A 13,635-nucleotide genomic window follows, 5' to 3' on the forward strand; every position below is an offset into this window, starting at 1 on the left:
TTGGAACTGGAGGACCTTTTTGAACACCTGTGCAAAACAGAGAAATGCCGAATTGTTGATGCTGGAGAATACGAAGGTTTAAAGTATCCTTTTACCAAAGGGGGACAGGTATGGGAAATCACTTCTGAAATTACATTTGAAGGCGGCTACATAGAATTGGTGTTCTATTTGGATTTTCCGCCTGACTTTCCATATAAGCTTCCAAAGCTATACATTAAAGAGGACATTTACGACCCCATAAAATATATTCCCCATGTTAATAAGGACTGTTCCATTTGCATTTTTGATGATGGACTCAATACGGTAATTCCCAAGGATGACCTTCTGGATTTCGTTGAGTTCATTTTATATCGAGGCAAGAAAATCATAAAGGATGGGGAGGACAATAGTTATAAGGAGGCTGAGTTCAAAAAAGAGTTCAAAGCCTATTGGGATCTGGAATACTCTAACAAGGATGAAATTTTTCTAATTGGCCTACATTCAGTGTCAGACCCTACAAAAGAAATAAAGGGGGTTGCCTTCCAAGGCAAGTCACTGGCTCGGTACCACTACTTTCTTTATACGGAAGAAGAAGACCTGATGAAAATCAAGGCCTATGCCAAATCCAAAGGGTGTGATATCAAGAAGGTGGCGGTGATTGAAATCGATTTTACCAAAACCATTCCTCCATTTCAGATGACTTATGAAGATTCTTTGGACCATATAAAAAAGGTCCAAGAAAAATATCAATTGTTCAAACAGTTATGTAAAACCAAATCTTTAAATGAAATATTAGTGGTTTTTCGGAACCGTGAAGTTGATAGTATTGAATATTATGGATGGAATTATGAGGAATTACAGATCCCACCAAGAAAACAAGGAGGGCCAAGGAGAAGACCCACCAACCTTGAAATCCTGTCGGCATCAGGCTGGGGCAAATCAAAACATGTTCGACGTTTAACGTTTGATAACTTAAGTGTTGAGCGTTTATCTAAAAGGGCCTCTGGCGTTATTGAGGAGGAATCCTGTATACTCTGCACCGGTCTGGGAAGTGTGGGTTCCAATCTCATCTATTTCTTGAAAAATCTTCCTGTTAATAGATTTGGTCTCATTGACCCAGAAAAATTGGGTGCTGAAAACATTAAAAGAAACCTCATGGGGTTTAGCGGGGTGGGTGATTATAAGGTAGATGTACTGGGTGATTATTTATTGGATTGTAATCCAATGATCGAGATCCAAAGGCTTAAGGTGCGTGTAGCTACTGTGATCCAGAAGAAACCCGATTTCATTAACTCCTATGACATCCATATCGTTGCTGTGGGTAAAACCATGGTGGAGGAATATATATTGAACGCTATGGAATCTGGGGTCTTGACCAAGCCGACAATTATGCTTTGGGTGGAACCCTATTTGGCTTCTGGCCAAGTATTGTTTGTCAATCCAGCAGATGCTAAGGCCGCACAGAATTTGATACGTAATTTTAAATATGCTGTACTTACGAACGAGGATATCAACATGGATGTGGTCTATTTGGTGGAGGGAAGTTGCCAATCCGGATATTTTCCATATTCATCCACATACCTGACCCAATTTTTAGCAGCAGTATTTCCATCTCTAAAAGAAGCTGTTCTTATCGGTTTTAATAAATCAGAGGTGTATACATGGGTAGGAGACAAGGATTTTGTGGCAAGTAAGGGCTTGAAGTTTTCCGATTTTGGAGAGGCACAATCGTCTTTTACATTAATCAAAAACGAAATAGTATGATTATAAGCCTTGGGGATACCTACCTTAAGATTTTGCCAAAAGCATTTCATAAGATGCAAGACTATATTCAGGACAATAACTCCAAGGAAGAAGCCGGGGGGATTATGTTGGGATATTATATAGATGCGAACAATTTTATTATTATTGAAGTCACTTTACCCGACCAACAGGACAAGCAGAGTAGATATGGTTTTTGGCGTACCAGTATAATACACCAACGTTTTTTGAATAAGCTCTTCAAAAAGAGTAAGGGCAAAAGTATCTATTTAGGAGAATGGCATACCCATCCTGAGGATATCCCAACCCCATCCCATTTGGACAGGAAATCCATTGTGGAACAAATACGGAAGAGTAAGTTGAATTCGGATACGATATTCACCCTTATCATGGCCCGTAAGGGGTTACATTTGAGTATGGTCAAAAAGGATGGTGCGATTTTTGATAAGCAACTGAAATTCGAAGAGCTTTCAAGTCCATTGGATTGAGTCCATCTATATTTCATATAGGATATTTTTATTCCCTTAACCAATGATTTAGTTATGGAAACACATACCAAAATATCTTCAAGTCCTAATGAACTCACTCAAATCAAATCTTGGTTGAGAAAGGAAAAACATGAAACTGGAAACGGTTTTTATGGAAATTGGGATATCATCAAAGAAGCATGGGAAGACAAACGATGTCTTATTTTGTTGAACAAGAAATCCGTCGTTGGATTTCTTGTTTATAGAAAGATTGGGCCCATTGCTAACATTATGGTTTTTGACATAAAGCCTGTTTTAAGAAAAAAGGGATTAGGCAGAAAGCTTATGAAAGATTTTACTGAATCATTACAAACTGAAGGCTTCTGGGGAAAACTTGACTTTGATCACCTTCCAAATTTGTATAATGTAAAGAGTATGAGACTGGATATGTATAAAATTATTGTTCCTAAATTGGCTTGTAGGGAAAGTTGGGAGACTGCTGAAACAATTTCACTATGGGATAAGGAACATTATGAGGCACTGGATTGCTCCCCTAAATGGATTTGGCATTTGCAGTTGAGAGGAAACGGTCGAGAATTGAAGAAACCCATAATTCATCCAATAAATTATAAATGGTTAATGGAATGGAAAAAGGGCGTACTGTATTGTTCAAAGGACCTTTGGGGGACTTTTCTAAATTGGAAATTGAATTTAGCAACTTCATGGTCATAACCCATACTCCAGAATAAATTTGAGATTTTCTAAGAAAGGATTTAGAAATGAATGAATCTAAGTAGTTATATAAAATTAAATAGCGGATAGAATCAAAAACATTTTTATACAATAAACCATGGCGCAAGAAAAAAATGAACAACCTACAGATGTGGCAAATACCTATCGAGGAGGAGTGTTGGCAATTGGATCTTTATTTTGGGACAATTCGCAGGTACGGGAAAAATGGAGAGCTAAACATTTGTTGTCATTAAATAAAGTTATCGATGTTAATGTGCCCATTCGTTACGGTAGAAACTCAAAAACAAGGGAAGGTAACTACACCATGGTTTTTTCAAAGGCCATTGATAAGGAAAAAGAGTTAGGGATAGGTAAGTTCATGGAGTTTCAAAGACAACCAAGACAACCACAGGATTTGATTGATGAAGCAATGGCACTTATTAAGGCCGAATGTATGGCAACGCAATTAAATTTCTCAGTTTTTAATTGGAAATGGGGAACTGTAGGGATTTGCTTAAACCCAAAGATTTTGGAGAAAAATGAAGGTGGGTTTCAATCATTTTTAAACCTATGGAGAAATAAATACGGAACAAAAAAGCCATTGAAACCTAGCGAATTCAAAGTTGGTGCAGAAGAAGAAATTATAAATGACGGCGGTGTCATTAATTTAAGATGGCCTGAGGAACTTGACAAATTTGACTATTACATTACAACGTTGACAAAACCAGAACTATCAATTTACCCCTCTTCAAAAGAAGTGGCCCAAGTTATGACTGATTCACATGATGAAACTTATTTTAGAAACAATCGAAAGCACGGCATTATCACCTTTCAAGATGAGGCGATTGAAGAAATATTGAATGATTTTGGTGAATCTTCGACCAAAAATTGAATTTTACATCAAAATCTAACGCCATTTCGGGCAAATCAGAGTAAAAGAGAATTAAAAGTTTCGAGTTATTCACAATACATTCTAAATATCTGGTTCAAATTGATGCCAATCCGCATCAATAAACAACATCCAAAACCAAATTATATTTTATTCACAAATAACTGATAGTCAATTATTTGAATTCAATTCTGTTATACCTTTCACATATCAAAAATCGTCTAATCCCAAAGCGTTTACGATATGCGAAAATCACTGTTCATCACCATTCTTTTCTTATTTGTTTCCAGTTCCATTTTGGCCCAGATCGGGGGTATCGAGGATTCGGTCAATGACATTTCCGCTACCATCCGGGCCATCTTCCCCATCATTTTGGGCGTTATCTTCTTGGTGGGATTTTTGTTCAATGCGGGACACTTCTTCGGGGAGAATTCCGATCTGAAAAAAGGGATAACCCGTGTACTGGTCTTTGTCCTGATCGCCGGGGCGGTGGTCGGCATCTTTACTTACCTCATTGGAATCGTGGTGTAATGAAAAAGTACGAGGTCTACCGAAATATCCGCAAACGGGCCATGATCATGGGCCTGCCACTATCCTTGTTTGCCTTGCTAATGGTATCGGTCATCGGTTCCCTGCTGATCATCATATTTTCATTCAGTTTTGGTGTCATCGTTGCCCTGCTGCTGTTCAATGCCCTGTTGTTCGGGGCATTGGCACAGTGGGCCAAAAACCCCCAATTGTTTACCATCCAAAAGGTCTTCCCGCATACCATCAGCAACAAAAAATTAAGCTCCTTCTCCTATGCCTAAGATCGACCTCAATGCCCATCATCCCATTCTGGACATCCAAAACCATGTGGTCTTTGCCAACAATGGCAATGTGGTCCTGTGTTACGAGCTTGCACTGCCCGAGGTGTATTCCCTATCTGATTCCGATTATGAGGAACTGCACGGTATATGGTTCCAGGCCTTCAAGTCCCTGCCCACGGGGACGGTCATCCATAAACAGGACAGCTATCAAAAAGTGGGCTATGATGCCCAACAATTGCCCAATCAAACCTTTTTGGAAAACGCCACCTATGCGTATTTTAAGGGCAGGGAATACCTAAAGCATCAAAGCCATTTGTTCTTTGTACTGCCCTTGGACAAGGCCCTGAATGCGGCCAAGTATGTGAACCCCTTTCGGAAAACGGAAAAAGGCTATTATCGAAAATTGGACGTCCAGGTAGCGGAATTCATCACCGCGGTGAACGATGCCGTTTCCTTCATCAACAATGGCCAAAGAGTGTCATTGGTGCCCATGGTGCCTGATGACATTCTCAAGCATACGAACGATTATTACAATGGTTTCAACCTTGGTTTTGACACCGATGTTCTACTGGATAAAAAACAGATTGAGATCGGGGACCATTATTTTGATGCCATCGCCGTCAACAATGAAGTGTGTTTTGGAGGAACGGTCCAGAGCAGTAAGATCAATGAGAAATTCACCTCGGATGATTTTACGTTTCACCAAGGCTTCATCGATGGATTGGGCCTCGATCTGAACGAGAACCATATCGTCAACCACATCCTCTATCTGGACGACAAACACAAATGGCGCAAACTCTTGGACAAGAAAGTGGAGGAACTCAGCAAAAGTTCCAATTTTGGCTCCCAGAACAAGATGGTCCTCAAAAAGGTCCAACATATCCTGGACCAGATCAATACCGATGACTCATCCCGTATCATCCGTGGCCATCTCAATATCGTTTTCTGGCATTCGGAGGCGCAACGCTTGAAACGAATCGCATCCCAGATCAAGGCAGGATTTAAAGAATTGGACATTATGCCCTACCACCCCAATGGGGAGGAACGCAAGCACTACTTTTTAAACTCCCATCCTTGCCATGCCACCAACTTCTCCAATGAGGATCTGTATGTAACGGATCTCAAACATGCGCTGTGCCTGTACATCAACAACACGAATTACAGATCCGATGAATCTGGGATCCTATTCAATGACCGCCAGCACAACATTCCCGTCTTGAAGGATGTCTGGGACGAAGGGAAAAAACGTATCAAGGCCCGGAACTTTGCCATTTTCGCCCCAACGGGGGAGGGTAAGTCCTTTTTGGCTAACAACATTTTGCGGCAGTATTTTGAGCAAGGGGTCCGACTGGTGCTTATCGACTTGGGAGGTTCCTATGCCAAGTTTGCGAAGCTCTATCCCGACCAACATATCATCCTGCGCTATGAGCAGGGCAAAAATCTGGGCATCAATCCATTCTATATTTCTGAGGAATCCAATTTAACACCCGAACGTTTGGAAGACCTCTCCATGTTTCTCTTGGAACTCCTCGCTGCTGAAAATGCTACCAAATCCCAAGAAGTGGCCATCAAAAAGGTGCTGTTGCTGTACTACAAAATCATTCGACAAGACCACTCTCTAGCTTCCCTGTACCAGTTTGTTGACGAAAGGAAAGATACCCTTATCCAAGAACTACAGATCAAGGAAGCCCATTTCAGTACCTATGATTTCCTTCATATCCTCTCGGAATATGTGGAAGATGGTCCCTACAGTTTTCTGTTCAACACGGGAATCGATCAGACCTATACCATAGAGGATAAACGGCTCATCATCTTTGAACTGGACGAGGTGCGGGACAACAAGGAAATCCTGTCCGTGATGCTCAAGCTCATCAAATCGGCCATCCAACGGACCATCTGGCGGAACCGTTCCGAGCGGGGCATCATCCTTTTCGATGAGTTTGCCAAACAACTCAAGTTTCCCAACGTTTTGGAAAGCGTAGAATTCTACTATCAGGCCATCCGGAAGCAGAACGGGGCGATTGGCATCATCCTACAATCCATCAATCAACTGCCCGAGAATTCCACTTCGGCCAGTATTCTTGAAAACACCCAGGTCATATACAGCCTTCGGAACGAGAAGGGCTATGATGAACTGCAAAAGCGGCTCAATCTGTCAAATCATGATTTGAACCAACTCAAATCCATTCGCAACAATTTGACCGGGGAACGGAAGTACACCGAAATCTTTATCAAGATCGGAAAGGAGAGCAACATCTTCCGTTTGGAAGTCCCGCCCGAAGTATATGCCGCCTACCTCACCGACGGAGCGGAAAGCACCCAGATCATGCAGCTCTATGAAAAGACCCAGGATATGGAGCAGGCCATCAAAGCATTTATTCACCTCAAAAAGAAATCCTATGAAAATCACTAAAAAAAAGACCGTCAGGAATAGCACCCTAATATTAATATTGTCCCTGACCTTGGCGCTATACCTGCCCGGCCGTGCCACGGCCCAGGGGATGCCGGTGTATGACAATACGAACTTCATCAGCATGACCAAATCGCTGGTGGAATCGGCCAAACAGACCTCAGAGCTGTTGAAGACGGTGCAATTTCTAAAAGAGCAAAAGGACAACATCGTCAAGGTCAACAATGCCATCAAGCAACTGAAAGCCCTACAGGAACTGACCAGGAACAATGAGACCCTATTTCGGAGCGTACAGACCGACCTCAGGCATATTTTGAATTCCCCTTATATCAAAGCTGGGGAAGTGGAACGGGTATCACGCTCTTTTGAGCAGATCATGGACACGGCCATTGACGACCTGGATTTTGTGAATCAAATATTGTCCAGTGATCTTTTAAAAATGACCGATGCCGAGCGCACCGCCATTTTGATGGAAAAGAAAAGGCGGTCCCAGGAAATGGTCGCCGAACTGGAGGTCAAGACCAGACGTTACCGAGAGATCATCTCCTTTCGAAAAATGCAAGATATTATCAATAACCGCGAAACCGAATATTGATGATGGTTGGGTTCTTTTTGGGCATAGGATTGGAGTATGTGGACGCAGTCTTTCAGACGATAAAAGACAGTGATTTTTCACAATATACCATCGTGGGGATGAAGGCCTTGGCCGTGCTGTTCTTTTTGGTCAACATTCTGAAGAAATACAACGAAGGCATCGCAGCTACCGATGGGCATACCTGGGGGCTCACCCCCACGGAACTGGCCAAGAACTTTTTGATCGTGCTCTTGGTGATATTCTCCACAGAGGTATTGGGGGTTTTTGACGGCATCTTGGTGGCCATTGAGACCCAATATCGGGACACGGCTCCGGCACTCCTCCCCTTACAGTTGCAGGACGTAGACCTGGAACGGGATGTGGGTGCCCTGGAAGCCGCCAAAAAGGCCATGGCCCTGTTATACGAAGCCCTGGTCACGCCTTTGTACGGCTTAAAGGTGCTGGCCTTCATCATTGGGGTCATGCTTTGGTTGATGGACCTGTTCATCTATCCCTTGTTTTTGGCAGAACGGTATTTTTTGTTGGGGATCATGCAGGCGTTTTTTCCCTTGGTCATCAGTCTGGCCGTGTTCGAGAAGTTCCGTTCATTGGCCTATACCTTTTTTAAGCTCTATGCCGGGGTCTATATGCTGGTGCCCGCCTTCTTTCTGGTCAATGTCTTTGTGAACAACCTTTATACGGAGATCAGTACCAACTTCTGGGCCAACCTGTTCGGTACGGACTGGGGCAGTGAGTTCTTTGCCTCCATCATCGAGTTGGGGACCATCGGCTTTATCGTTTTGCTCAAGTTCAAGCTCTATCGAAGGGCGACGCGTTTTACCCTTCGCTTGTTCACCGGTTAAATTTTGATGTATGAAAACACCTTTTAAAAATATCCAACAGCTTTTGCGAATGAACCGCTTTGTGGTCCTGGCCGTGGTGATCACAGCGGGTCTGGTCTGTATGGTATCCGTCGCCATGCTGTTCCAAATGCACCGACAGACATTGGACACTGCCTTTGTGGTCAGTGATCAGGGGGATGTGCTTCCCTTGAAGCTCATTGACCAACAGGAAAATCTCGAAGTGGAGGCCTTGGCGCATTTGGAACGGTTCCACCAATGGTTCTATGGGGTGGATGCCGGCAGTTTTGAAAGCCGGATGGAAAAGGCCCTATGGTTGGGCAATGCCTCCGTGGATGCCGTCTACCGCCAAAAGAAAGCGGATGGCTTTTATAACCGTTTGCTGCAATATTCCCTGGTCCAAGAGGTGGAACGCATCGATTCCCGAATAGATATGGACCAAGAACCCTATGCCTTTGAGACCCGGACCGTGATCCGTATCAACCGGGGGCGTGTCACGGACACCTATGAGTTGGTCACCTCGGGACGATTGATATCGGTGGCCCGCAATTTTCCCCACAATCCCCATGGTCTGTTGATCACTGATTTTTTTGAAAATGCACTACGTAAAATGGAAGCTTATGAAACTACAGAAGAATAAAGTCGTATTTGTCCTTGTCTTGGCCTGTGTGGTACTGTTTATCACAGTGTATGCCATACTGACCTTTGGGAAGGATAAGAAAGAGGCACTGGAACCCGATCGGATTCCCATGCCCGACTTGGAGGAGAACCCCGTGGAATACGAATCCAAATTGGAGGCCTTGGAGGCCATCAAACAAGAACGGGAGACTACTGCTCCGGCAATATATCCGGAACATATGGTGGACGACAAGGGCTACTTTAATCCCGACTATATGGCGTATGAAAAACAACGGATCATCGATAGTATCCATATGGAGGGGCGCCAAAAATATGGGAAACCCAAGGCTTTCGGATTCAATGATGATGGTGGGCCCAAGCAGCAGGGGCAAGCGGAGGAAACTCAGGTCAATGCCCCAAAAGAAGGCCTAACGGATGCACTTGGGTTGGAACACCAACTGTTTTTTGCTTCAAACCCTGATAGGCGCGAGGTGTCTATCAATGAAGGACTCTTGGTTCGCGTAGACGGCAAACAAACGGTCCGAGAAGGTCATCGTATCGAACTTCGCTTGGAAACCGACTATATGCTCAACGGAATACGGTTCCCTATAAATACCAGAGTGTACGGTTTTGTGAAAATCAGACCGAACCGGGTCTTGGTCGAAGTGACCCAGATCGGGGCAACTTCCGTTGAACTCAAAGGGCATGACCATCAAGATGGCCGGGAGGGCATCTATGTGGAGAACCATTTGAGGGGGGCTATCATCAGCCAAGGCCTGGACGAGACGATACGGGAGGTCAACATCCCAGGGGTTCCCCAGTTGGGGGGCATCAAGGGGCTTTTTCGAAAGGACAACCGAAGCATCAAAGTAGAAATCCCGAACCATTATCAATTACGCTTAAAACCTTGATTATGACCTTGAACAACAGCTTTTATTTTTTCTTGATCCTTGCCCAATTGAGTTACGGGCAACATACCTTGGATACCCTGTATGCCAATGAACACCAGAACGTGGTCCTGTTCTTTCCAGACCCAATTCAAAAGGCGGTGTCCGGTCATTCAGGTTTTGTCTTTACGTATAACCGGGAAAAGGGGGAACACTTTGGCCTGTTGCAAGGGGTTCCAGGTGAAGACAGTAACTTATTGGTCATCACCTCTGAGGGTTCTGTTTATGCCTTTCAGCTGCAGTATGCAAGGAAACTGTCCCAGTACCATCACTTTATTTCCAAAAACAAAAGCATCGGCAATGCAAGGCCTTTAGCGTCCCGTGCTGTGCCTGTCCCTGAAGATTTGGACTCCCTTAAAAAACAACCTGACCGATACCGGGAGTTTTGTGATTCCTTGGTATCGGGGAAACGGAAACACCTGGCTGTCCGTCGAAAAAAAGGGCTTCACCTCCGATTGGAGGATATGGTTTACTATAGGGAAGCGGTGTACATGGTACTGCAACTTCGGAACCGATCTACTATTGATTTCGAGGTGGGACATTTGAACATACATAGGGTCTCGGGGAGTACAAAAAGTAGGGCGGCCTATCAAGAGGTTCCCTTGCATGTGAGGTATCGATATCGGCAACCCACTTTTGTGCATCATGGGGAAACCAAACGGTTTGTATTGGTGGTGCCCAAATTCGTGTTAGGGTATCGGGAACGCCTGCAGATAAGCCTTAGTGAGTTCCATGGGCGCAGACAGATACGTTTGAAATGTCCTTAATACTATATAGAACCCAAAGGTGCTGGTGTGAAGGTGGATGATATTTAATGGTTGACATGATCTAAAGGTACTTGACGGATTTACAGATTTCATTTTGGGTCAGGTCAGCAAAAAAGGAAGCCGGGGGGCTTTATGTCCTGTTAGGCCGTTCCATTTGGTTTACATCAATGTAACCTGTATAGCTTCCATACCATCGTTTGCGTTTGTATAACTTATCTCATCGGCGATGGATTGAAGGTCTTTTCCAGTGAAGTTGTCACGTTTACCGGCAATTGTCATCTAGTGTCTATTGGTCGATTGGCCTGTTGGATTGCACGCATAGGTGACATCATATGCGGGTGTCACACTCCATTTACCGATGAATGAAATGTTCTTCATATGATCATCTTGGTTACGGGCCATGACTGGATGGGACGGACAATGAAATCCACTAAAAACGGAAAGTTTGAGCCATCCAATAATTGGGCTTAGTATTTGAAAAACAATCTTTTGTGCTAGTATCGAGGGTGCTCAATTTTATCCGGCGAAGCTGGTATGCTATATCCGGCGTTTCCACTGCAAGAAGCGTGACACTATTTTGTAAATGCCTGGAAAGAAAATCAAAAAAAAGAGATGGCATAACTCAAGGAAAATATTGTATAAATCCCATATGGATTTCATATCCATAGGGGTGCAGTATATCCATCATACAGGGATGCTAATTTTCATATAGCTTAATAAAGCAACATTTGAAATCTTAAATATATGATTTGTCTCTAGCTTAGTACAAGCTATTAATTGATTACAGGGTTTCCAAGAAAAGTCGAAGCTCGATTTGGTAACGGAAAGCTTAATTCTGTCTGGATTCCAACGGCTAAGGCAGAAGAAGACAGAATACGGCAAAAATTAAAGGAGGCTTATGGGCAACATATTGTAATTACAGATGAATTTGAGGTTTTTAATGATTGGAAAGTCCTGTTGAGAAAGGACAAACCTGAAGTTTTGTTGTTGAATGAAACCCTAATACCTGTTTACAAGGGGTTTTTGTTAAAAGGTGATTAGTTCATGCTCAATCACCTCAAAATAAATCAACATTAATTGTGTGCCAATTTAAAAATATACCGATATGTTAAATAGACACTGGTTTTTAGGATAACGGTTCAATGGGATAGATGGTCAACTATTCTATGGTAAGGTCCATTATCAGGATGAGTGAACCATATTGGAAACATTGAGATCTTACTTTGCTAAAATACTTGTTATTGTAATACATTACTACTAGCGCGTAAACAATGGATTAAATGGGAAAATTCAACGTTATATCATTATTCATTTTTCTAATTGGGTGCGGTTTACAATCCTCCAATAAACCTTCCAATAAGGGTCTGGAGCAAGTTAATTCAATCCCCAGCGAGTTATTGGCCCAAGATTTGGAAATGCTCCAGTTTTGGATCCATGAAGCACATGGTGATCCCTATCGGTTTACAACCAAGAAAAAAATTGACGAGTTATTCGATCAACACATAAGGGAAATAAGAAACTCCGGTAGTATGACCGAATATGAATTTTTAGGCCATATCTTCCCGATTATGGCCGAATTGAGAGATGGTCATTCACAGGCCTTTCCTTCCGATTTGGATAACATTGATGGAAAGGTTTTCCTACCCTTTAGGATCAGGTTTGTGGATAGGGAACCTTTTGTCCTTAAAAATTATTCTGATAAACCGCTTTCATCCGGAATGCGAATATCAAAAATAGATGGCGAGGATGCAGATATGTTCTTCAATAGGTTAATTCCATTGGTACACAGGGATGGAAACATAGAATCCATTAGGTATCGACGTTTGGAAAACCCTATGTATTTAGCTCGGATGATGAAAGCATTGGGTTTGTCAAAAGAAAAGCATAAGATTGAAGTTAATGATGCCGGGATCACCAAAGAGTATATTGTCTATCCCTTTGATCAAATGACCTATGATAGGGTTAGCACGGTTAGAGAAAGTAGCACTGATAAAACCATCAAATTAACGTTTAAAAAGTATGGAGGTTCTGAGATTCCTATAGTAACGATTCGTTCCTTCAACCCTCACTATTTTAACGGCAGTTATGAGAGTTTTACCGGCCAAATAGATGAGGTTATGGGCCGGATTGATCAAAGTAAAGCCGATAAAATAATCCTGGACCTCAGAAATAATTCAGGTGGCGAGGACTCTTATGCCTTGTATCTTTTGCGCTATCTTATGGATAAGAAGTTTAAGTATCACGGAGAAGTCACTTTTCAAAAGGATGATTATAAATTTTTACCCGATGGAAAACATTGGGATATAGATCCAAAATGCTTCAGACCGAATCAAAAGGGAACTTTTGATGCTACGGACCATTTGTGGCCCGATGGGACTTCCGCCCTAGGGTCATTTGTTCCATTTGAAAACAGGTTCCAAAAAGAACTGGTTGTCTTGGTCAATGCCTTCACTTTTTCTGCAGCGACAGAAGTTGCGGCTATTCTCCACCATGCCAAACGCGCGAAAATTTTGGGGGAAGAGACCGGTGGGTCTTATATTGGAAATATCAGTGGTTACATTCCGACCTTGAGATTGCCCAATTCAAGAATCCAAATCAACTTAGCATTAATAAGTATTAAACGTTCTTTCTTTGGAGAGCAATTTACAGATCGCGGTGTACTCCCGGATATTTTGGTGGAGCCTGCCATTGATGACATCCTTATGAAAAACGACGTGACAATGACGGAAGCACTGGCACTTTAATCTATTACCGAATGATAATAAATCGATTTTCAATTGTCAATATAGTTTGATTAATGCTAAAAATAAGAGGCTTCTGAT

The 13,635-nt window shown here is 42.7% G+C and carries 15 protein-coding genes; 14 read left to right on the top strand and 1 reads right to left on the bottom strand.

Annotation, left to right across the window (positions count from 1 at the left end):
- The 12 genes from J4E06_RS06315 (at position 1) to J4E06_RS06370 (ending at position 10,813) form a co-directional block, all read left to right on the top strand.
- Entirely contained in the window at positions 1–1,743 is a 1,743-nt protein-coding gene (locus J4E06_RS06315; protein ID WP_349523188.1) for a ThiF family adenylyltransferase, read from the top strand.
- The gene (locus J4E06_RS06320) at positions 1,740–2,228 is read left to right on the top strand and encodes a Mov34/MPN/PAD-1 family protein (protein ID WP_349523189.1); all 489 of its coding nucleotides are present in this window, start codon (positions 1,740–1,742) and stop codon (positions 2,226–2,228) included. Before J4E06_RS06315 ends, J4E06_RS06320 begins: the two co-directional genes overlap by 4 nt.
- Before the next feature lie 54 nt (positions 2,229–2,282).
- Entirely contained in the window at positions 2,283–2,939 is a 657-nt protein-coding gene (locus tag J4E06_RS06325) for a GNAT family N-acetyltransferase (RefSeq protein WP_349523190.1), read from the top strand.
- A 118-nt stretch (positions 2,940–3,057) separates the two neighbouring features.
- Positions 3,058–3,831, top strand: coding sequence for a hypothetical protein (locus J4E06_RS06330; protein ID WP_349523191.1), 774 nt, complete (start codon positions 3,058–3,060; stop codon positions 3,829–3,831).
- A 240-nt stretch (positions 3,832–4,071) separates the two neighbouring features.
- A complete protein-coding gene (locus J4E06_RS06335; RefSeq protein ID WP_349523192.1) occupies positions 4,072–4,359 on the top strand; it encodes a hypothetical protein in 288 nt (95 codons plus the stop codon).
- Positions 4,359–4,637 carry a hypothetical protein gene (locus J4E06_RS06340; protein ID WP_349523193.1) on the top strand — a complete coding sequence of 93 codons (279 nt, stop codon included), beginning with the start codon at positions 4,359–4,361 and terminating at the stop codon, positions 4,635–4,637. The genes J4E06_RS06335 and J4E06_RS06340 overlap by 1 nt, the downstream gene beginning before the upstream one ends.
- Positions 4,630–7,050 (top strand): TraG family conjugative transposon ATPase, encoded by a 2,421-nt coding sequence (locus J4E06_RS06345; protein WP_349523194.1) that lies wholly within the window; start codon positions 4,630–4,632, stop codon positions 7,048–7,050. The genes J4E06_RS06340 and J4E06_RS06345 overlap by 8 nt, the downstream gene beginning before the upstream one ends.
- Positions 7,037–7,642: a conjugal transfer protein gene (locus J4E06_RS06350; protein WP_349523195.1), complete on the top strand. Its 606-nt coding sequence runs from the start codon at positions 7,037–7,039 to the stop codon at positions 7,640–7,642. The genes J4E06_RS06345 and J4E06_RS06350 overlap by 14 nt, the downstream gene beginning before the upstream one ends.
- 2 nt (positions 7,643–7,644) lie before the next feature.
- A complete protein-coding gene (locus tag J4E06_RS06355; protein ID WP_349523343.1) occupies positions 7,645–8,484 on the top strand; it encodes a hypothetical protein in 840 nt (279 codons plus the stop codon).
- 10 nt (positions 8,485–8,494) lie between these two features.
- Positions 8,495–9,121 carry a conjugal transfer protein TraK gene (locus J4E06_RS06360; protein ID WP_349523196.1) on the top strand — a complete coding sequence of 209 codons (627 nt, stop codon included), beginning with the start codon at positions 8,495–8,497 and terminating at the stop codon, positions 9,119–9,121.
- Positions 9,102–10,010 carry a conjugative transposon protein TraM gene (traM, locus tag J4E06_RS06365; protein WP_349523197.1) on the top strand — a complete coding sequence of 303 codons (909 nt, stop codon included), beginning with the start codon at positions 9,102–9,104 and terminating at the stop codon, positions 10,008–10,010. The genes J4E06_RS06360 and traM overlap by 20 nt, the downstream gene beginning before the upstream one ends.
- A 2-nt stretch (positions 10,011–10,012) precedes the next feature.
- Positions 10,013–10,813 carry a DUF4138 domain-containing protein gene (locus J4E06_RS06370; RefSeq protein WP_349523198.1) on the top strand — a complete coding sequence of 267 codons (801 nt, stop codon included), beginning with the start codon at positions 10,013–10,015 and terminating at the stop codon, positions 10,811–10,813.
- A gap of 279 nt (positions 10,814–11,092) precedes the next feature.
- On the opposite strand, the gene J4E06_RS18400 is transcribed toward J4E06_RS06370, so the two are convergent.
- Complete coding sequence (locus J4E06_RS18400) at positions 11,093–11,215, bottom strand: HipA domain-containing protein (protein WP_502877337.1); 123 nt, start codon at positions 11,213–11,215, stop codon at positions 11,093–11,095.
- Between the two features lie 375 nt (positions 11,216–11,590).
- Here J4E06_RS18400 and J4E06_RS06375 point away from each other — a divergent pair, with 375 nt between their 5' ends.
- Positions 11,591–11,854, top strand: a complete 264-nt coding sequence (locus tag J4E06_RS06375) for a hypothetical protein (RefSeq protein ID WP_349523199.1) — start codon at positions 11,591–11,593, stop codon at positions 11,852–11,854.
- A gap of 239 nt (positions 11,855–12,093) precedes the next feature.
- Positions 12,094–13,557 (top strand): S41 family peptidase, encoded by a 1,464-nt coding sequence (locus J4E06_RS06380; protein ID WP_349523200.1) that lies wholly within the window; start codon positions 12,094–12,096, stop codon positions 13,555–13,557.
- Positions 13,558–13,635: the final 78 nt, after the last annotated feature.

This window comes from Allomuricauda sp. NFXS6 (genome assembly GCF_040148835.1).
Lineage (GTDB): Bacteria > Bacteroidota > Bacteroidia > Flavobacteriales > Flavobacteriaceae > Flagellimonas.

Bases quoted from the DNA above. Each gene is read 5' to 3' on its own strand.
- J4E06_RS06345 (WP_349523194.1), top strand. From the start codon at position 4,630: ATGCCTAAGATCGACCTCAATGCCCATCATCCCATTCTGGACATCCAA.
- J4E06_RS06360 (WP_349523196.1), top strand. From the start codon at position 8,495: ATGAAAACACCTTTTAAAAATATCCAACAGCTTTTGCGAATGAACCGC.
- J4E06_RS06335 (WP_349523192.1), top strand. From the start codon at position 4,072: ATGCGAAAATCACTGTTCATCACCATTCTTTTCTTATTTGTTTCCAGT.
- J4E06_RS06350 (WP_349523195.1), top strand. From the start codon at position 7,037: ATGAAAATCACTAAAAAAAAGACCGTCAGGAATAGCACCCTAATATTA.
- traM (WP_349523197.1), top strand. From the start codon at position 9,102: ATGAAACTACAGAAGAATAAAGTCGTATTTGTCCTTGTCTTGGCCTGT.
- J4E06_RS06340 (WP_349523193.1), top strand. From the start codon at position 4,359: ATGAAAAAGTACGAGGTCTACCGAAATATCCGCAAACGGGCCATGATC.
- J4E06_RS06320 (WP_349523189.1), top strand. From the start codon at position 1,740: ATGATTATAAGCCTTGGGGATACCTACCTTAAGATTTTGCCAAAAGCA.
- J4E06_RS06370 (WP_349523198.1), top strand. From the start codon at position 10,013: ATGACCTTGAACAACAGCTTTTATTTTTTCTTGATCCTTGCCCAATTG.
- J4E06_RS06330 (WP_349523191.1), top strand. From the start codon at position 3,058: ATGGCGCAAGAAAAAAATGAACAACCTACAGATGTGGCAAATACCTAT.
- J4E06_RS06355 (WP_349523343.1), top strand. From the start codon at position 7,645: ATGGTTGGGTTCTTTTTGGGCATAGGATTGGAGTATGTGGACGCAGTC.
- J4E06_RS18400 (WP_502877337.1), bottom strand. From the start codon at position 11,215: ATGGCCCGTAACCAAGATGATCATATGAAGAACATTTCATTCATCGGT.
- J4E06_RS06325 (WP_349523190.1), top strand. From the start codon at position 2,283: ATGGAAACACATACCAAAATATCTTCAAGTCCTAATGAACTCACTCAA.
- J4E06_RS06380 (WP_349523200.1), top strand. From the start codon at position 12,094: ATGGGAAAATTCAACGTTATATCATTATTCATTTTTCTAATTGGGTGC.